Origin of the sequence: Novosphingobium sp. fls2-241-R2A-195 (assembly GCF_030209485.1) — a bacterium.
Classification (GTDB): Bacteria; Pseudomonadota; Alphaproteobacteria; order Sphingomonadales; family Sphingomonadaceae; genus Novosphingobium; species Novosphingobium resinovorum.
This window is the reverse complement of the sequence record NZ_JARVRY010000012.1, coordinates 1-18,457: the sequence shown is the minus strand read 5'-3', so window position 1 is coordinate 18,457 and position 18,457 is coordinate 1. Positions and strand designations below refer to the sequence as shown.

The 18,457-nt window shown below is 66.1% G+C and carries 19 protein-coding genes; 17 read left to right on the top strand and 2 right to left on the bottom strand.

Annotation, left to right across the window (positions count from 1 at the left end):
* Positions 1 to 37: 37 nt before the first annotated feature.
* The 14 genes from QRN25_RS10010 (at position 38) to QRN25_RS09945 (ending at position 15,199) form a co-directional block, all read left to right on the top strand.
* Positions 38 to 1,837 (top strand): ABC transporter transmembrane domain-containing protein, encoded by a 1,800-nt coding sequence (locus QRN25_RS10010; protein WP_285019277.1) that lies wholly within the window; start codon positions 38 to 40, stop codon positions 1,835 to 1,837.
* A 256-nt stretch (positions 1,838 to 2,093) separates the two neighbouring features.
* Positions 2,094 to 4,244: a M13 family metallopeptidase gene (locus tag QRN25_RS10005; protein ID WP_285019275.1), complete on the top strand. Its 2,151-nt coding sequence runs from the start codon at positions 2,094 to 2,096 to the stop codon at positions 4,242 to 4,244.
* 225 nt (positions 4,245 to 4,469) lie between these two features.
* Positions 4,470 to 5,282 carry an undecaprenyl-diphosphate phosphatase gene (locus QRN25_RS10000; protein ID WP_008831597.1) on the top strand — a complete coding sequence of 271 codons (813 nt, stop codon included), beginning with the start codon at positions 4,470 to 4,472 and terminating at the stop codon, positions 5,280 to 5,282.
* Positions 5,283 to 5,286: 4 nt separating this feature from the next.
* Entirely contained in the window at positions 5,287 to 6,075 is a 789-nt protein-coding gene (ppk2, locus tag QRN25_RS09995; RefSeq protein ID WP_036526362.1) for a polyphosphate kinase 2, read from the top strand.
* A gap of 156 nt (positions 6,076 to 6,231) precedes the next feature.
* Positions 6,232 to 6,399, top strand: a complete 168-nt coding sequence (gene rpmG / locus QRN25_RS09990) for a 50S ribosomal protein L33 (protein WP_008831595.1) — start codon at positions 6,232 to 6,234, stop codon at positions 6,397 to 6,399.
* A gap of 42 nt (positions 6,400 to 6,441) precedes the next feature.
* A complete protein-coding gene (locus QRN25_RS09985; RefSeq protein ID WP_051586866.1) occupies positions 6,442 to 7,098 on the top strand; it encodes a LolA family protein in 657 nt (218 codons plus the stop codon).
* 459 nt (positions 7,099 to 7,557) lie between these two features.
* Positions 7,558 to 8,346, top strand: a complete 789-nt coding sequence (xth, locus tag QRN25_RS09980) for an exodeoxyribonuclease III (RefSeq protein ID WP_036526359.1) — start codon at positions 7,558 to 7,560, stop codon at positions 8,344 to 8,346.
* Between the two features lie 26 nt (positions 8,347 to 8,372).
* Positions 8,373 to 9,404 carry a GTP cyclohydrolase II gene (gene ribA / locus QRN25_RS09975; RefSeq protein WP_285019267.1) on the top strand — a complete coding sequence of 344 codons (1,032 nt, stop codon included), beginning with the start codon at positions 8,373 to 8,375 and terminating at the stop codon, positions 9,402 to 9,404.
* A 142-nt stretch (positions 9,405 to 9,546) separates the two neighbouring features.
* Positions 9,547 to 10,359, top strand: a complete 813-nt coding sequence (gene mutM, locus QRN25_RS09970) for a bifunctional DNA-formamidopyrimidine glycosylase/DNA-(apurinic or apyrimidinic site) lyase (RefSeq protein ID WP_285019265.1) — start codon at positions 9,547 to 9,549, stop codon at positions 10,357 to 10,359.
* 202 nt (positions 10,360 to 10,561) lie between these two features.
* A complete protein-coding gene (gene rpsT, locus QRN25_RS09965; RefSeq protein WP_008829123.1) occupies positions 10,562 to 10,822 on the top strand; it encodes a 30S ribosomal protein S20 in 261 nt (86 codons plus the stop codon).
* Positions 10,823 to 11,414: 592 nt separating this feature from the next.
* Complete coding sequence (gene dnaA / locus QRN25_RS09960) at positions 11,415 to 12,851, top strand: chromosomal replication initiator protein DnaA (RefSeq protein ID WP_008829124.1); 1,437 nt, start codon at positions 11,415 to 11,417, stop codon at positions 12,849 to 12,851.
* A 230-nt stretch (positions 12,852 to 13,081) separates the two neighbouring features.
* The gene (locus QRN25_RS09955; protein ID WP_285019263.1) at positions 13,082 to 13,933 is read left to right on the top strand and encodes a GGDEF domain-containing protein; all 852 of its coding nucleotides are present in this window, start codon (positions 13,082 to 13,084) and stop codon (positions 13,931 to 13,933) included.
* A 61-nt stretch (positions 13,934 to 13,994) separates the two neighbouring features.
* Entirely contained in the window at positions 13,995 to 14,411 is a 417-nt protein-coding gene (locus QRN25_RS09950) for a DUF983 domain-containing protein (protein ID WP_285019261.1), read from the top strand.
* Positions 14,408 to 15,199 (top strand): HesA/MoeB/ThiF family protein, encoded by a 792-nt coding sequence (locus tag QRN25_RS09945; RefSeq protein WP_285019259.1) that lies wholly within the window; start codon positions 14,408 to 14,410, stop codon positions 15,197 to 15,199. Before QRN25_RS09950 ends, QRN25_RS09945 begins: the two co-directional genes overlap by 4 nt.
* Positions 15,200 to 15,290: 91 nt before the next feature.
* On the opposite strand, the gene QRN25_RS09940 is transcribed toward QRN25_RS09945, so the two are convergent.
* Entirely contained in the window at positions 15,291 to 15,992 is a 702-nt protein-coding gene (locus tag QRN25_RS09940) for an NAD-dependent deacylase (RefSeq protein ID WP_285019257.1), read from the bottom strand.
* A gap of 93 nt (positions 15,993 to 16,085) precedes the next feature.
* Here QRN25_RS09940 and dapB point away from each other — a divergent pair, with 93 nt between their 5' ends.
* The 3 genes from dapB to QRN25_RS09925 all read left to right on the top strand — a co-directional run bounded on the left by dapB (position 16,086) and on the right by QRN25_RS09925 (position 17,941).
* Positions 16,086 to 16,814 (top strand): 4-hydroxy-tetrahydrodipicolinate reductase, encoded by a 729-nt coding sequence (gene dapB / locus QRN25_RS09935; RefSeq protein ID WP_285019256.1) that lies wholly within the window; start codon positions 16,086 to 16,088, stop codon positions 16,812 to 16,814.
* On the top strand, positions 16,811 to 17,470 hold the full coding sequence (gene nth / locus QRN25_RS09930) for an endonuclease III (RefSeq protein WP_036526349.1): 660 nt from the start codon (positions 16,811 to 16,813) through the stop codon (positions 17,468 to 17,470). The genes dapB and nth overlap by 4 nt, the downstream gene beginning before the upstream one ends.
* 81 nt (positions 17,471 to 17,551) lie before the next feature.
* Entirely contained in the window at positions 17,552 to 17,941 is a 390-nt protein-coding gene (locus QRN25_RS09925) for a hypothetical protein (RefSeq protein ID WP_271184524.1), read from the top strand.
* A 90-nt stretch (positions 17,942 to 18,031) separates the two neighbouring features.
* Here QRN25_RS09925 and QRN25_RS09920 read toward each other — a convergent pair.
* Positions 18,032 to 18,457 (bottom strand): dicarboxylate/amino acid:cation symporter (locus QRN25_RS09920; RefSeq protein ID WP_285019255.1); only part of this gene is annotated, 426 nt, incomplete at its 5' end.

The following is an 18,457-nucleotide window of genomic DNA, read 5'->3' as shown; positions in this document are numbered from 1 at the left end:
GGATGGGACGCAAGGCAATGCCCCGGGGCAAGAGACCATGATCGAAGAGCCGAAGCGGCCCCGCCGCAGTCTCGGCCCGCTGCGCATGGTCTGGCGCGAGATGCTCAAGTATCCGGGCCGGATGGCCACGGCGGGCGCGGCGCTGATCACGACGGCGACCTCGACGCTGGCGATCCCCTATGGCTTCCGGCAGATCATCGACAAGGGCTTCGCGCAAGGCGCCGACCCGAATGCGATCCGCTCGTGGTTCCTGATGCTGATGGGCGTGGTCGTGGTGCTCGCCGTCGCGACGGCGATCCGGTTCTACTCGGTCTCGTGGCTGGGCGAGCGCGTCGTCGGCGACATTCGCCTGCGCGTGCAGCGCCACCTGCTGACTTTGGCGCCGAGCTTCTTCGAGGAGAACAGCCCCAAGGAAATCTCCTCGCGCATGACCGCCGACACCGCGATCATCGAGCAGATCGTGGGCACCACCGTCTCGGTCGCGCTGCGTAACGCGATCATGGCGCTGGGCGGGGTGATCTATCTCTTCGCGCTGGAGCCGGGGCTGACGGCTTGGCTGGTCATCGCCATTCCGGTGGTGATCCTGCCGATCGCCGCTTTCGGTCGCAAGCTGCGCGCCGTCTCGCGATCCAGCCAGGACCGCGTGGCAGACATCGGCGCGCTGACTGCCGAAGTGCTGGGCGCATTGAAGGTCGTGCAGGCGTTCAACCAGGAAGGCCGCGAGCAGGGCCGCTTCGCCGCCGCTGTGGAGCGCACGTTCGATACCGGCCGTCACCGCATCATGATCCGCGCGATCATAACCGCGGTGATCATGTTCCTGATCTTCGGCTCGATCACCATGATCATGTGGCGCGGCGCGATCGGCGTGGCCGAGGGCTCCATCACCGGCGGCACCATCGCCGCCTTCGTGGTAACGGCGGGCATCGTCGCGGGCGCGTTCGGCTCGCTCACCGAGGTCTACGGCGATCTCGTGCGCGGCGCGGGCGCGGCCAGCCGCCTCGCCGAGCTGCTGAGCGAGCATCCGACGATCGCCCCTCCGGCGCGCGCTCTGGTGCTGCCGAGCCCGGCGCGCGGCAAGCTGGCGTTCGAGCGCGTGACCTTCCGCTACCCCTCGCGGCCCGAACTTCCGGCGCTGCACGACTTCAATCTGACCATCGAGCCGGGCGAGACCGTCGCTATCGTCGGCCCCTCGGGCGCGGGCAAGTCGACGCTGTTCCAGCTGGCCGAGCGGTTCTACGATCCGCAGGGCGGCGCCATCAAGATCGACGGCGTGCCGCTCGCCTCCGCCGACCCGGCCGAGATTCGCGCGCGCATCGCTCTGGTCCCGCAGGAAGGCGTGCTGTTCGCCGCCTCCGCGCGTGACAATCTGCGCTACGGCAATTGGCACGCCGATGACGAGGCGATCTGGCAGGCGGCCCGCGCGGCCAACGCCGAAGGTTTCCTGCGCGCGCTGCCGCAGGGCCTCGACACGTTCCTCGGCGAAGACGGTGCGCGCCTTTCGGGCGGCCAGCGCCAGCGCATCGCCATCGCCCGCGCGCTGCTGCGCGACGCGCCGATCCTGCTGCTCGACGAAGCCACCAGCGCGCTCGACGCCGAGAGCGAGCGGCTGGTGCAGGACGCGGTCGAGACGCTGATGGCGCAGCGCACCACGCTGGTCATCGCTCACCGCCTCGCCACCGTGCGCAAGGCGGACCGCATCGTCGTGATGGACGGCGGCCGTATCGTCGAGCAGGGCACGCACGAGAGCCTCACCGGGCAGGGCGGCCTCTATGCGCGGCTGGCCTCGCTACAGTTCGACGCTGTCGTCTCGGGGCAGCCGATCGCGCCGCTGGGCTGAGGCGCCCCTTTCGTCATTGCGAGCGCAGCGAAGCAATCCAGGGCAGCGTTACACCGCCCTGGATTGCTTCGCTGCGCTCGCAATGACGAAGCGAGATTGGCCTCGCCTTCGCAACCAGCGGCACGGCCTTCAATTTACCTCCATCACTGCTGCTTTTTCACTGGCGTTGCGCGCGCGTGTAACTAAGTTACGCGCCATCGCCGGTCGTCCTGATCCGGCCGAAATATCCTGTCGCCCCCGTCCGAAAGGTCACGACATGCTTCGTTATGCCGGCAAGGCGCTCCTTGCGAGCGCCGCGCTTTCCGTTCTCGCCTTCTCCGCTCCCGTCTTCGCGCAGGACGCTGCGCCCGCAGCCAAGCCCGCGCTCGCGCCCTCGGCCGACTGGGGCAAGTTCGGCGTCCAGACCCAGTGGATCGACACTGGGGCCAAGCCGGGCGACGACTTCGACGCCTACGTCAACGGCGTTTGGAACAAGACGGCGGTGCTTCCCGCCGACCGCACCCGCTGGGGCTCGTTCATCGAACTGAGCGACCTTTCGGAAAACCGCGTCCACGGCATCCTCGACGATCTGCTTGCCGCCAACCCGGCGCCCGGCAGCGACGCGGCGCGTATCGCGGCGGCCTACAAGGCGTTCATGGACGTCGATGCGATCAACAAGGCGGGCTTTGCCCCGGCGCAGCCCTACCTCGCCGCGATCAAGGCGGCGAAGACCCCCACCGACATCGCCACGCTGTTCGGCAAGCCCGGCTATGCCTCGCCGATCGGCCTCTATGTCGGCGCCGACGACAAGCAGAGCGACATCTACGCGCTCAATGCCAATATCTCCGGCATGGGCCTGCCCGACCGCGACTACTACCTGAAGACCGAAGCCCGCTCGGTGGAACTGCGCGACAAGTACAAGGCCTACCTGACGTTCGTGCTCGGCAAGGCGGGCTACGCCGATGCCCCGGCCGCCGCCGCTTCGGTGCTGGCGCTGGAAACGCAGCTCGCCAAGGCCGACTGGGACCGTGCCGCCGCCCGCAACCCGGACCTCACGTACAACAAGGTGCCGCTCGCCGAATTCGAAGCAATGGGCTCGCCCGGCGTCGTCAAGGCGTTCCTGTCGGCCGTGGGCGCGGACAAGGCCAGCTACGTGCTTATCGGCGAGATGCCGCCGACGGCCGAGGAGTTCAAGGCTGCAGGGATCGACCCGGCCAAGGCGGGCGATCAGTTCGGCCCCGGCATGCCCGCCGTCGTCAAGCTGATCGAGACCACCCCGATCGCCACCTGGCAGGCCTACCTCGCCGCGCACTTCCTGCGCGACAACGCCTCGGTCCTGCCCAGCGACATCGATGCCGCCACCTTCGATTTCTACGGCAAGACCCTGAGCGGCCAGCCCGAGCAGCGCCCCCGCTGGAAGCGCGGCATCGCGGCGGTCGAGGGCATGGCGGGAGAACTCGTCGGCAAGCTCTACGCGGCGAAGTATTTCCCGCCCGCGCAGAAAGCGGCGATGGCCGACCTCGTCGCCAACTTGCGCAAGGCGATGGCTGCCAATCTCAAGGACCTCAAGTGGATGAGCCCGGTCACGCGGGTAAAGGCCGAGGAGAAGCTCGACGCCTTCACCCCCAAGATCGGCCAGCCGGACGTGTTCAAGACCTATGAGGGCCTGACCTTCTCGGCCACCGACCCGCTGGGCAACACCATGGCCGCGGGCAAGTGGCAGACCGCCTTCGACATGAACCGCATCGGCGGTCCGGTCGATCGCACTGAATGGGGCATGCTGCCCGAGACGGTGAACGCCTACTACAACCCGGCGATGAACGAGATCGTATTCCCGGCGGCGATCCTGCAGCCGCCGTTCTTCAACCTCTCGGCCGATCCGGCGGTCAATTACGGCGGCATCGGCGCGGTCATCGGCCACGAGATGAGCCACGGCTTCGACGACCAGGGCGCCAAGTACGACGGCACCGGCAACTTGCGCGACTGGTGGACGCCGCAGGATCTCGCTGCGTTCCAGAAGCTGCAGGCGGCGCTGGCGGCGCAGTACGATGCCTTCTGCCCGTTCGACGACGGCAAGGATGGCAAGGCCTGCGTCAACGGCAAGCTGACGATGGGCGAGAACATCGGCGATCTCGGCGGCCTCAGTCTCGCCTACCGCGCCTACAAGCTCTCGCTGAACGGCAAGGAAGCGCCGGTGATCGACGGCGTCACCGGCGACCAGCGCTTCTTCATGGGCTGGGCGCAGGTCTGGCGTTCGAAAGTGCGCGAGGCACAGGCGCGCCAGTTCCTCGTCACCGACCCGCACTCGCCGCCGCAGTACCGGGTCAACGGCATCGTGCGCAACTTCGACGAATGGTACAAGGCGTTCGGCGTGAAGCCGGGCGACAAGCTGTACCTTGCGCCCAAGGACCGCGTGCGGATCTGGTGAGCTAAGCAAGGCCCCAATTCTGCCGCCTGAAAGGGCAGCAGAATTGGGGCTTTCACCCACCCTTCGTCATTGCGAGCGAAGCGAAGCAATCCAGGGCAGCACCACGCCGCCCCTGGATTGCTTCGCTTCGCTCGCAATGACGAACAGGGTCTTCCACCTCACATTTCTGCAATGCAGCACGTCCCCGGTTGACTTGCCCGCCCGGTGCGGCATGACCTCCAGCTTATGGACCTGACCCTAACCGCGATCCTCCTCGGCATTGTCGAGGGCCTCACCGAGTTCCTGCCCGTCTCCTCGACTGGCCATCTCATCCTTGCCACCCGCCTGTTCGGCTATGATTCGAGCCAGTGGGCGACCTTCAACATCGTCATCCAGCTGGGTGCGATCCTGGCCGTGATCGTGCAGTTCTGGCGCACCTTCTGGGCCGTGGGCATGGGGCTGCTCAAGCTCAACCCCACCTCGATCCGCTTCGTGCGCAACGTGCTGCTGGCCTTCATCCCTTCGGCGGTGCTGGGCCTGCTGTTCAACAATTATATCGAGGGCCTGTTGGGTGAGCCCGCGGTGGTCGCCTGGGCGCTCATCATCGGTGGCATCGCGATCCTCGGCATCGAGAAGGTCGCCAAGCCCGGCCCGCTTACCGGCGTTTCGGAACTGCCCGCAGTCAAGTGCATCGGCGTCGGTTTCGCGCAGTGCCTCGCCATGGTGCCGGGCGTCAGCCGCTCGGGCGCGACGATCATGGGCGCGCTGTCGATGGGCATCGAGCGCCGCACAGCCGCCGAGTTCAGCTTCTTCCTCGCCGTGCCCACCATGGTCGGCGCCACGACTCTGGAACTTCTCAAGCACCACAAGGAACTGATGGCGGGCGCGGGGCCAGTGGGCTGGAACGAGATCGCGGTCGGCTTCGTCGTCTCGTTCATCGTCGCGCTGGTGGTGATCAAGGCGTTCATGGCCTTCGTCAGCAAATCCGGCTTCGCACCCTTCGCGTGGTATCGTATCGTCGCTGGCGCACTGGCGCTGTTCCTGCTGTCGAGGATCTGAAGACATGAGCAAAGAGGAGAAACTCGGCCGCAAGGATTACGAGAAGCTCCTCGAGCCGATGGAGGAGGAACTCGTCGGCATGGCGCGCTGGGCGCAGAAGAAGGGCGCGCGCATCGTCATCCTGTTCGAAGGGCGCGATACGGCGGGCAAGGGCGGCGCGATCAAGGCCGTCTCCGGCCAACTCAACCCCCGCCAGTGTCGCACCGTGGCGCTGGCCGCGCCGAGCGAGCGCGAGCAGGGCCAGTGGTACTTCCAGCGCTACGTCGACCATCTGCCGGCGAAGGGCGAGATCGTCCTGTTCGACCGCTCGTGGTACAACCGCGCCGGGGTCGAGAAGGTGATGGGCTATGCCACCGGGGACGAGGTCGATGCGTTCCTGCGCCACGCGCCCACCTTCGAGAAGATGCTGATCGACGACGGTATCCTGCTGTTCAAATACTGGCTCTCCTGCGATCAGGACAAGCAGGAGGAGCGCCTCCACGAACGGCTGGACGACCCGCTCAAGCGCTGGAAGCTGTCGCCGGTCGATATCGCCGCGCGCGACAAGTACGGCGAATATACCAAGGCGCGCGAGGCGATGCTCAAGGCCACGCATACCGATCATGCGCCGTGGACGCTGGTGGACTTCAACGACCAGCGGCTCGGCCGTCTGACCCTGATTCGCGATCTGCTGGCGCGGCTGCCCGATACGAAAGTGGAAGCGCCCGAACTCGACCTGCCGCCACTCGATGCCGAACCGAAGCGCGAGAAATTCGGCGTCCTGGAGCCGATAAAGCCGTTTCCGCTCTCCTGAGCATCACGCGAATCGGTGCCGCGCCCTTGACTTTGCGAGGCCAATCCAGCAAGGGGCGCAACCTTGAAGGGCGGCGCCTCGGTGTCGCCCCTTTATAGTTTTTCGTAACGCCGGCCTGCCAGGGCGGCTGCAACTTAGAAAGTACAGGATACCGCCATGGCGAAGCCCGCAACCGTCAAGATCCGTCTTGTCTCGACCGCCGACACCGGCTTTTTCTACGTGACCAAGAAGAATCCGCGGAACACGACCGAGAAGTTCAGCTTCAAGAAGTACGATCCCGTCGTGCGCAAGCACGTCGAGTTCAAGGAAGCCAAGATCAAGTAAGGTTCACGGTCGGTTCAAGGCTGTGGACCCAACGGGAAAGCCATGAACCACGTGACAAAAACCTTTCGATCCTGTGTGAGCGCGGCCGCTTTGGCCGCGCTTTCCGTGTCCGCCGCTCTCGTCCCCGCGCAGGCTGTCGCAGCCGCGCCCGATGACGCGAAACAAGTCGAGCAGGCCGTCGCGGCCTTGCGCGGCATCGGCACGTTGAAGGCGGACTTCGTCCAGACCGACCGCTCGGGGCAGACCGTCAGCGGCGTGCTGACGATGAAGAGCCCCGGCAAGATCCGCTTCCAGTATCAGCCGAGCGCCAAGATGCTGATCGTCGGCGACGGCAGGGCGCTGAACTTCATCGACTATGAAGTGCGCCAGGTGCAGCGCTGGCCGATCAAGAACAGCCCGCTCGGCGCGCTGCTCGATCCCAGCCGCGACGTCGCGAAGTTCGGCAAGCTGATCCAGACCGGCAATCCGGGCGTCGTCAGCATCGAGGTGCGCGATCGCTCGCACCCCGAGTACGGGGTGATCACCCTGATCTTCACGCGCAAGGCGTCGGCCCCGGGCGGGCTGGAACTGACCTACTGGGTCTCGCTCGATTCGCAGAACAAGCGCACCACCATCAGCCTGTCCAACCAGCGCTATGGCGTCCCGGTGACCGACAACGACTTCCGCTGGAACGACCCACGCCCGCGCAATCGTCGTTAAGTGACCAACCCCTGATCGTCGATGACGGAAGGCGTTTTATCGCCGAATGTGCGGCTCTAGCGACAAACGGCGACAGTTTTCTTAACTTCGTTCACTTGGCAGTCAGGAGCGGCGCCCCATATAGGTCTTGTCAGAACGGTTGTGAGGCGGGTTTCCCCCCTGTTGCCCGCGCCTCCTGAGTGACCGCTCTGATACTAGCGTGACGAACGCTTACAGGAACCCTCGAGCCTCTGCCCCCGGCTCGAGGGTTTTCTGTTTTCTTGGGTCAGGATTGGCCCATGCCGGGCTGCGAACGGCACCGTTCTCGCTCCGGCCTGAGCCAATCCTGACCCAAGAAAAGCACACGCATCCTCCCCGGAACGGGGAGGGGGACCATCCGCAGGATGGTGGAGGGGCACCCTCGGTTTACGCGAGGTCGGGGACTGGCAATTCCCGCAGGCGATGCCTAAAGCCACGCGCATGAAGATCGCCACCTGGAACATCAACTCCGTCCGCCTGCGCATCGACCAGGTCGAACGTTTCCTCACCGAGCAGGCCCCCGACGTGCTGTGCCTGCAGGAGATCAAGGTGGCGGAGCCCCTGTTCCCCCACGAGATGTTCGAGCGCCTCGGCTACACCCACCGCGCCATCCACGGCCAGAAGGGCTATCACGGCGTCGCGACTGTCTCGAAAGTGCCGTTCCGCGACTTCTCGAAGCACGACTGGCAGGACAACGGCGAGGCCCGGCACATCGGCGTCGAACTGCTCGGCCCCGGGCAGGGCATGGTGCTGGAGAACGTCTATATCCCGGCAGGAGGCGACGTCGCCGACCGCGAGGTGAACCCCAAGTTCGGCCAGAAGCTCGACTTCCTCGAACGCATGACCCGCTGGGCCGACAAGATCGACCGCCCGACCCTGATCGTCGGCGACTTCAACATCGCCCCGCTCGAATCGGACGTCTACGATCACAAGGCGCTGCTCAAGGTCGTCAGCCACACGCCCATCGAGGTCGAGACGCTGAAGCGCCTGCAGGACGCGGCGGGCTTCGATGATCTCGGCCGCCGCTTCATCCCGGCGCCGGAACGCAACTATTCCTGGTGGTCCTACCGCAGCTACTGGCGCCAGAAGGACCAGGGCCGCCGCCTCGATCACATGTGGGCCTCGCCCGACCTCGCCCCGCAGGCGCGCGGGCACCACTTCGTCGAGGAAACGCGCCGCTGGGACCAGCCGAGTGACCACATCCCGCTCGTCACCGAGTTCGAACTCTGAGCGAGGAGGCCGCCTCGACGCGCCGCGTGGCGCTGGCGCTCGACGCGCTGCGGCATGGCTGGCCGGTGCGGGTGGCCAGCGCGGTGCTGCTTCCCGCCGAGACGGCCTTCGCGCCCGGCGTCACCGCCCCGCGCATGCTGATTTCGGCCGCCCGCGCGGCGACGCTGAAGCTCGCCAACCAGCGCGAGGCCGCCGTGCCCGAAGCGCCGGTCCTGATTCGCGCCGCCGAGCCCTTCGACCTCGACACCGCGCGCGCGGTGGCCGATCCTGCGCTCGACCTCGCCTACCCGATGAAAGGTCCCTTCGCGGCCGAGCATATCGAGGATGGCGATGCGGCGCGCACCGCGATGGAACTGGCGCGGCTTGCCGGTATCCTGCCCGCCTTCCTCGTCGCGCCGAATCAGGATGGCGAGGCGCAGGACGTTTCCAGTGCCGACCTCGCCGCGTGGAAAGACACCGCGCACCTCGCGATAGCCTCGCGCGCCAAGCTGCCCGTCGAGGCGGCGGAGAATGCCGAGATCGTCGCCTTCCGCGCGCTCGACGACTTGCGTGAGCACGTCGCGCTCGTCATCGGCACGCAGGACGGCGACCGGCCGCCGCTGGTGCGCCTCCATTCCGAATGCCTGACCGGCGACATTCTTGGCAGCCTCAAGTGCGACTGCGGGCCGCAGCTGAACGCAGCGCTGCGGGCAATGTCGGCGGAGGCCGGAGAGGGGGGCTGGGGCGTGCTGCTGTACTTGCGGCAGGAGGGGCGCGGCATCGGCCTCGTCAACAAGCTGCGTGCCTATGCGCTGCAGGATGCGGGCTACGACACGGTGGACGCCAACAACCGCCTCGGCCTGCCGACGGAGGCGCGCGACTTCCCGGTGGCGGCGCGGATGCTGCACCTGCTGGGGGTGCGGGCGATCCGACTGATGACCAACAACCCGGCCAAGGTCGCGGCGCTGAAAGGCGTCGGCGTCGAGGTAGTGGAGCGGGTGCCGCACCAGTTGCCGCCCAACCCGCACAACGCGCGCTATCTCGAAACCAAGCGCGATCGGACGGGGCATATTCTCTGAGCGCCTGCTCCCACTTTCGTCATTGCGAGCGCAGCGAAGCAATCCAGGGTGGCATTATACTGCCCCGGATTGCTTCGCTGCGCTCGCAATGACGACGGGGGTGGGATTGGCGAGTTGAACGCCACACCCTATCTACCCTCCGATGCCTGAACTTCCTGAAGTCGAAACCACCGTGCGTGGCCTCGAGCGCTTCCTCGACGGTGAGCGGATCGCCCGCGTCACGCTGAACCGCGCGGACTTGCGCCGCCCGTTCCCGCCCGATCTGGTGCAGGTGCTCACTGGCGCGCGGGTCACTGGCATGGGACGCCGGGCAAAGTACGGGCTGATCCATACCGACCGCGAACAGACCATGGTGTTCCACCTCGGCATGTCCGGTCGCTGGCGGATCGAGCCGGAGACGCCCGACAAGCACGACCACCTCGTGCTGGAGACGGGCTCCGGTCACGTATTGGCGCTCAACGATGCGCGGCGCTTCGGTTCGGTCGATCTGGCTCCGACCGCGACGCTCGACGCCTGGGGCGCGTTCGCTTCGCTCGGGCCGGAGCCGCTGGGCGACGGCCTGACTCCGGCGCATCTGCGCGCGGCCTTCGCGGGGCGAATCGCGCCGATCAAGCAGATGCTGCTCGACCAGACCATCGTGGCGGGGCTCGGCAACATCTACGTGTGCGAGGCGCTGTTCCGTGCCGGGGTACGGCCGGACAAGGAGGCGGGGCGCGTCAGCCTGCCCGCGCTGGCCCGGCTGGTGCCCGCGATCAAGCAGGTGCTGGGCGAATCGATCGCGGCGGGGGGCTCGACCATCAAGGACTACGCGCAGCCGAACGGCGAACTCGGCTACTTTGCGGCATCGTGGCAGGTCTATGGGCGTGAGGGCGATCCTTGCGGTTGCGGTGCACCGGTCCTGCGCTTCGTGCAGGGCGGGCGGAGCACCTTCTGGTGCCGGCGCTGCCAGCGGTAGCGCCTGAGCCCGCGCGGCGTCTGAGCGTGGCCGCTTGCGGCCACGAACGCCAGAAATAGGCGGTTTCGCGCCGCCGCCTCGGCTTGACGGAACCCCGCCCGAACTGTAAGGGGCGCGCTTTCCGGCGAGTCCGTTCGCCGAATAGATTCGTTAGGCAATTGGGGCCGCTCACCGTGTTGGCCGCCCAGACAGAGGAATATCGATGGCCAATACGCCGCAAGCTCGCAAGCGCATCCGTCGCAACGATCGCCGTGCAGAGATCAACACCAACCGCGTGAGCCGCATCCGCACCTTCCTGAAGAAGGTCGAAGGCGCTCTGGCCGGTGGCGACAAGGACGCGGCTGTTGCCGCCCTCAAGGAAGCGCAGCCCGAGCTGGCTCGCGGCGTTGCACGCGGCGTGCTCCACAAGAACACCGCAGCACGCAAGATGTCGCGTCTGACGAAGCGCGTCGCCGCTCTCTGATTCGAGCCACCCTCTCCGATTCGAGAGGGTGATTCGCCGACTAGGATAGGTTGCTAGCTACCTGTCTCAGGACGAAACAAGAACGGAGCCGGGGTCGCCTGACCTCGGCTCCGTTCTCGTTTTTGCGGCATCGCAGCATGGGGCAAAGCAAAGCCCCGGAAACACTGCGATTCGGAGTGCTGCAATGCGCAACGCGCTGATTTTTAAGCGTATTACAGTTTGGCTACGGATTTTGGGCACTCCCACGTGAGTCAACCTTCATAATTTTTTTTATTTGGGGATCGCCGTCTTGCCTGCGCTGCAAACCGGTTCCTAAAAGGGTCCCCGGCCGTTGCGGAACGGGCCGGGGATACAGCGATTCACAGTGGAACAACCGCCGCGGACAAGCGTTCGCGGTGAGGGGAAGTTTTTACTTTGGATGCGCTGGTCGCTCTGTTTCGCGTCACCGGCGGGATCACGCCAACACACGCGAACAAGGGGGTTCGAAACGATGTCGAATACATCAGCAGGACACCCCTCGGTGAATCCCCCAGTGACCGCGATGGTCGAAGGTACGAACTTGAATAGGAAGTCGAAGGCGGTGCGAGTGGCGATGGAAGAGGATCAGGAAGCCGTAAACCTGGCGGCGGACTGGGCGGACATCAGCCAGGGCCTGCGCAAGGATCTTGGGCATCAGGCACACAGCCAGTGGATCAAGCCGATCCAGCCGGGCAACTGGTGCAAGGAAACCGGTACGCTCGATCTGTATCTGCCGACGGAGTTCTCGGCGAACTGGGTCAACGACCGCTTTGCCGATCGCCTGTCGCTGGCATGGAAGATCGCGCGGCCCGACGTGCGTCACGTGCGCATCCTCGTGCATCCCGGCCGTCGCCAGTTGCCCGAACTGCGTCTGGGTGGCGGCGGTGGCCGTCCCGCCAGCGCCCCGGCCAACGATTCGGCCGCCGGCGTCGCGGACCCGCTGTCGGTTGCGCTTGCAGGCGAATCGTTCGCCTCGCTCGGCCAGGGCCCGGCGGGCATCGATGCCTCGCAGACCTTCACCAGCTTCGTCACCGGCACGTCCAACGTGCTGGCCTGCAACGCCGCGCAGCGTATGGCCGCCACCGAACAGCCGCAGTTCTCGCCGCTCTACCTCAAGGCCGCCACGGGTCAGGGCAAGACGCACCTTCTGCACGCGATCGGTCACGCCTATCTTGCAGCGCACCCCCATGCGCGAATCTTCTACTGCTCGGCCGAGCGTTTCATGGTCGAGTTCGTGCAGGCGCTGCGGCAGAACCAGATGATCGAATTCAAGTCGCGCCTGCGCGGCTTCGACCTGCTGCTGGTCGACGACATCCAGTTCATCATCGGCAAGGCATCGGCGCAGGAAGAACTGCTCTACACGATCGATGCGCTGCTGCAGGAAGGCAAGCGCCTGGTCTTCGCCGCGGACCGTGCGCCCCAGGCGCTCGACGGCGTCGAGCCCCGCCTGCTCTCGCGCCTGTCGATGGGCCTCGTTGCCGATATCCAGCCCGCCGACATCGAACTGCGCCGCTCGATCCTCGAGAATCGCCTCGGCCGTTTCGCCTCGGTCGAAGTGCCTGCCGACGTCATCGAGTTCCTGGCGCGCACCATCAACCGCAACGTTCGTGAACTGGTCGGCGGCCTCAACAAGCTGATCGCTTATGCGCAGCTGACCGGGCAGGCCGTTTCGCTCCAGCTCGCCGAAGAGCAGCTGACGGACATTCTCTCGGCCAATCGCCGCCGGATCACCATCGACGAGATCCAGCGCACGGTCTGCCAGTTCTACCGCATCGACCGCACCGAGATGAGCAGCAAGCGCCGCGCGCGCGCCGTCGTGCGCCCGCGTCAGGTGGCGATGTACCTCGCCAAGGTGCTGACGCCGCGTTCCTATCCGGAGATCGGCCGCAAGTTCGGTGGCCGCGATCACTCGACGGTGATCCATGCGGTGCGCCTGATCGAGGAATTGCGCACGCGCGATGCCGACATGGACGGCGACGTACGCTCGCTGCTGCGCCAGCTCGAAAGCTGAGGCTTGTCCCGGCGCCATGCCGGGATATGAACGCCTTTTGCACGGACTTGTCCGCGCATTTGTCCACAGGGGCCGAGGACGTGTTCCTCGGCCTTTTCGTTTGGGCGCCGTCAAAGGTTAACCGCCCGTTTCATCACGTAATTTAACGTTTGCATAAGATTCGGCTCCGTAAGCGGGAGGCGGCGCAATCGCGTTTCATTCTCAGCTTCAGCAGAAGAGGCATTCCCCCCATGCGCTTCTACCAGGCCACGACTTTCCTGTTCCCCCGCAGTTATGAGCGGCGGATTCTTTTCGTATGCTTCGGCGCCGTTCACGTGCCTCTGATCGCCTGCATCGTGCTGCAGGCGACGACCGGGCACTGGCAACTCGATACCCTGCTCACGCTCCTCCTCGCCACGTTGGTGGGCACGGGCCTGGGGCTTGCGGCGATTCATGCGCTGCTCGCCCCGATCGCGCAGGCGACGACGATGCTCCAGTCGATCCAGATGGGCGAGCGGATCGCGGCCATCCCGCAAGGCGCCGACGACCTCGTCGGCCGCCTGCTGCGCGGCGTGACGACTGCTGCGCATGAAAACGCGGCGCGCATCGAGCGCCTTGTCGATGCGGCCGAGCGTGATCCGCTGACCGGCATCCGCAACCGCCGCGGGTTCCTTGATTCGGCCAAGCAGGTACTGCGCGGGCGCTCCAATGCAGTGCTGGCGCTGATCGACATCGATCATTTTAAGCGCATCAACGACGAGTGCGGCCACGATGTCGGCGACCTCGTGCTCAAGGCGCTGGCCCGCCGCATCGAGGACCACGTGCGCCGCAGCGATGTCGCCGCGCGCTGGGGCGGCGAGGAATTCGCCGTGCTCCTGCCCGACACCACGCTCGACGAGGCCCGCCTCGTCATGGAGAGGCTGCGGGCGACGGTTGCGCTCGATACCAATCTGGGCGTCGAGGACCGCGCCGTCACCTTCTCTTGCGGGCTGGCGTCGGTGCGGGACTTCGCGCTGCTGGAAGATGCCACGAAGCATGCGGACGCGGCGCTCTATGCGGCCAAGCACGGCGGGCGCAACCGCGTCCACGTGCTCAGGCCCTGACCCTTTTGCCGCCAGCGCAATCTGCTTCACCGTCCTGCCCGTATGATGTAGGCGCTTGGACATGATTCCCGCCACGTTCTCGCAGGCCCTGCTTCGCGGCCTTCGCAGCCGTTGCCCGCGTTGCGGCGAGGGCAGTCTGTTTTACAAGTGGCTCAAGCCGCGCGAGCGTTGCCCGGTCTGCACCATGGACCTGACGCCCCAGCGTGCGGACGACTTTCCGGCATACATCTCCATGATCGTCACCGGCCACCTGATGGCGCCGCTGATCATAGCGCTTTCGGTGGACTACGACCTGGGGCCGATGGCGATGTTCACGATCCTGGTGCCGCTGGCCATCGCGATGATGATCGGCATGCTCCAGCCCGCCAAGGGTGGCGTCATCGCGGTGCAGTGGTGGTTCGGCATGCACGGGTTCGTGAAGGAGCGGCTTGTGGAAGCGGCCGTGCCTGAAGCGCCCGGAGACGAACAGGCGAAATGACGCTCACCGCCGATCGTCTCGGCCGCTTCGCGCGGCATATTGTCCTGCCCGAAGTCGGCGGGGCCGGACAGGTCGCGCTGAGCGAGGCGCATGTGGTGCTGGTCGGCTGCGGCGGGATTGGCAGTCCTGTCCTGCAGTATCTCGCCGCAGCCGGCATAGGCCGTCTCACGCTGGTCGATGATGACGTGGTCGACGTCAGCAACTTGCAGCGCCAGACGATTTATACGCCATCGGATATCGGCAGGCCCAAGGCGGAAGCGGCGGCCGAATGGGTGCGGCGTTTTGATCTTGGCCTGAAGGTCGATCCCGTCGTTGCGCGGCTGGGGGATGACAACACGCGTGACGTCCTTTCCGGCGCGGACCTCGTACTGGACGGCTGTGACAACTTCGCGACTCGGCTCCTCGTGTCAGATACGTGCGTAAAACTGGGCATTCCGCTCACGACGGCGGCGATCGGGCGGTTCCAGGGGCAGGTCGCGAACTTCGCCGGTCACTTGGCGGGGCACGCCTGCTACCGCTGCTTCGTGGGCGATGCCTTCGACGCGGTGGACTGTGATACCTGCGCCGCCGACGGCGTGCTCGGGGCGATGGTCGGCATGGTCGGCACGTTCGCGTCGATGCACGCGATGCGGGTGCTGCTGGCGGGACACACGGCGCTTGGGGAGCCGCAGTTCGGGACCTTGCATCTGATCGACGGACTTGCACCGTCGATGCGGCCGCTCAGGATCGCCAAGGATCCGGCGTGCCGGGGCTGTAATGCGCATGGGGCTTCGACAAGCTGTGCTTGACCCTTCGACAAGCTCAGGGTGAGCGGAGGTAGTGCAAGTTTCCCAATTCCGCTCAGGCTGAGCCTGTCGAAGCCCCGTGCGGCAGGGCGCCTTACCGTGACAGAACCTCCTCCACCCACGCAGGCACCAGTGCGCTTGCCGGTCCATGCCGCGCCTCGTCGAACCATCCGGTGCCTTGCGAGGGTTCGAGATTGAGTTCCAGCGTCTCGACGCCCAGTTCCCGCGCATTGCGCACGAAGCCCGCCGCCGGATAGACCGCGCCGGACGTCCCGATCGAGACGAACAGGTCCGCCTGCTCCAGCGCCGCGAAGATCTCGTCCATGCGATAGGGCATTTCCCCGAACCACACGATGTCGGGACGCAGCGCCGCTTCTCCGCATTCGGGGCAGGCGGGGCGGTCGATCAGTGGGCCGGTCCGGCGCGGGCGTTCGTCGCAGGCCATGCACCAGGCGTTCAGGTGCTCGCCGTGCATATGGAGTACGCGTTTCGCTCCGGCGCGTTCGTGCAGGTCGTCCACGTTTTGAGTGACGATCAGCAGGTCGCCTTCCCATTCCGCGTCCAGCTTTGCCAGCGCGCGGTGGGCAGCGTTGGGCTGCTTGGTCTGGATCGCTTCGCGGCGCATGTCGTAGAAGCGCAGGACGAGGTCGGGGTCGCGCGCGAAGGCCTCGGGCGTGGCGACGTCCTCGACGCGGTGCTGCTCCCAGAGACCGCCGCCGTCGCGGAAGGTGTCGATGCCGCTCTCGGCCGAAACGCCCGCGCCGGTGAGAATGACGATGTTGCGGATGCTGCTCATGGCTCACCTTAGCGTGCGCGCGGCGCTTGTCGAACCGGCGCGTTTGCGCCATGCGGCCGTGACAGGACTTTACGCCCGGACGGAGACAGCAGCGTGGCACGAATCGGAATCATCGGCAGCCAGGGGCGCATGGGCCAGGCGATCGCGGCCGCCATTGCCGATGCGGGCGAGGATCTGGCGGGCGGCGTCGACAAGGACGGTGACACCTCGGCCGTTGCAGCCAACGCCGACATCCTGATCGATTTCTCCAGCCCCTCGGCGCTCGAAGGCAACCTCGATGCCGCCATCGCCGCCAGGCTGCCGATCGTCATCGGCACCACCGGGCTGGAGGAGCGCCACCACTGGCTGATCGATTCGGCGGCCGAGCACATTCCCGTCCTGCAGACCGGCAACACCTCGCTCGGCGTCACGCTGCTCGCGTATCTGGTGCGCGAGGCGGCGACGCGGCTGGGAGAGGACTGGGACATCGAGATCGTCGAGACGCATCACCGCATGAAGGTGGACGCTCCCTCCGGCACCGCGCTGCTTCTGGGTGAGGCAGCCGCCGACGGACGCGGCGTCGGGCTGGCGAACAGCGCGGTACGTGGCCGCGACGGCATCACCGGCAAGCGCGAGGCGGGCACCATCGGCTTCGCGGCCTTGCGCGGCGGCACCGTCGCGGGCGATCACACCGTTCATTTCCTCGCCGACAACGAGCGTCTTTCGCTCTCGCACCTCGCCGAGAACCGGGGCATCTTCGCGCGTGGAGCGGTGAAGGCGGCGCAGTGGCTGCTGGCGCAGGGGCCGGGCCGCTACACGATGCCGCAGGTGCTGGGCCTTTGAAGAAGGCGGACGTCTTCGAGTTCTTCCGGCGTCTGGCGGAGGCCAATCCCGCGCCCGAGACCGAGCTGGAATTCGGCAACACCTACCAGTTGCTGGTGGCGGTTACGCTCTCGGCGCAGGCGACCGACGTGGGCGTCAACAAGGCGACGCGGGCGCTGTTCGAGTATGTGAAGACGCCGCAGCAGATGGTGGACCTCGGCGAAGAGGGCCTCAAGCAGCACATCAAGACGATCGGCCTGTTCAACACCAAGGCGAAGAACGTCATCGCCCTCTCGCAGATTCTGGTGGACCGGCACGGCGGCGAGGTTCCGGCGGATCGCGACGCCATGGTCGAGTTGCCCGGCGTCGGGCGCAAGACTGCCAACGTGGTGATGAACTGCGCCTTCGGGGCCGAGACCTTCGCGGTCGATACCCATATCTTCCGCGTCGGCAACCGCACGGGGCTCGCCAAGGGCAAGACGCCGCTGGCGGTGGAGAAGCAGCTCGAGAAGAAGGTGCCGCAGCCGTTCCGGGTCGGCGCGCATCACTGGCTGATCCTTCACGGCCGCTACATCTGCAAGGCGCGCACGCCCGAGTGCTGGCGATGCCCTGAGGTGGACTTGTGCGCCTTCAAGGACAAGGTGCTCGACCGGGGTGCGAGGAAGGCTGCGGCCTGAGGCCTACGTCCTCTTGACGAAGGCGGCATTCGGGGAGCCAATGGGGCTTGCCGGACGTTCGCCCAGCGAGAGGATGAGCCGATGAGAACTCCCGTTGCCCTGCTGCTTGCCACCGTTGCCCTCGCCGCCTGTTCGCAGGAAGGTCCGGGTGAGACGCCGCCGCCCGAGCCTGCCGCCGAGACGACCGGGGCCGCCGTCGATTGCCTGTCGGTGACGCGTTTCAATACCACCCGCATTCGCGACGATCACACGATCGACTTCATCGGCGGTGCGGGCGGGCAAGTCTGGCGGGTGACGCTGCCCAACCGGTGCAGCGGGCTAAAGTCGGCGGGCACGTTTACGTATGAGACGTCGCTCTCGCAGCTGTGCCGACAGGACATCATCTATCCGCTGCAACAGATCGGCAACCAGTGGCAGCGCATGGGCGGCTGCGGCATGGGACCGTTCGTGCCGGTGAAGCTGGCCCGCTGATTCGTCATTGCGAGCGTAGCGAAGCAATCCAGGGCAGCATGAAACCGCCTTGGATTGCTTCGCTACGCTCGCAATGACGAAGGGTGGTTATTACCCCTCGTACTGCTCGGGATCGATGTTGAGCCCGCGCCGCCCGTCGGCGACGGTGTGCGAGGGTGAGTGCAGCACTTCCGCATCGGGGTCCATCAGCGGCTGCAGCATGCCTTCCGAGCGGGTGATCACCGCCGTCGCCACTGCGTTGCCCACCACGTTGGTGGCCGAGCGGCCCATGTCGAGGAAAGTGTCCACGCCCAGCAGCAGCGCGATGCCTTCGACCGGCAGGCCGAACTGCGTCAACGTCGCGGCGATCACCACGAGGCTGGCGCGCGGCACGCCGGCGATGCCCTTGGAACTGACCATCAGCGTCAGCAGCATCAGGATCTGCGTCATGATCGGCACATGGATGCCGTAAGCCTGGGCGATGAACATCGACGCGAAGGTCATGTAGATCATCGAGCCGTCGAGGTTGAAGCTGTA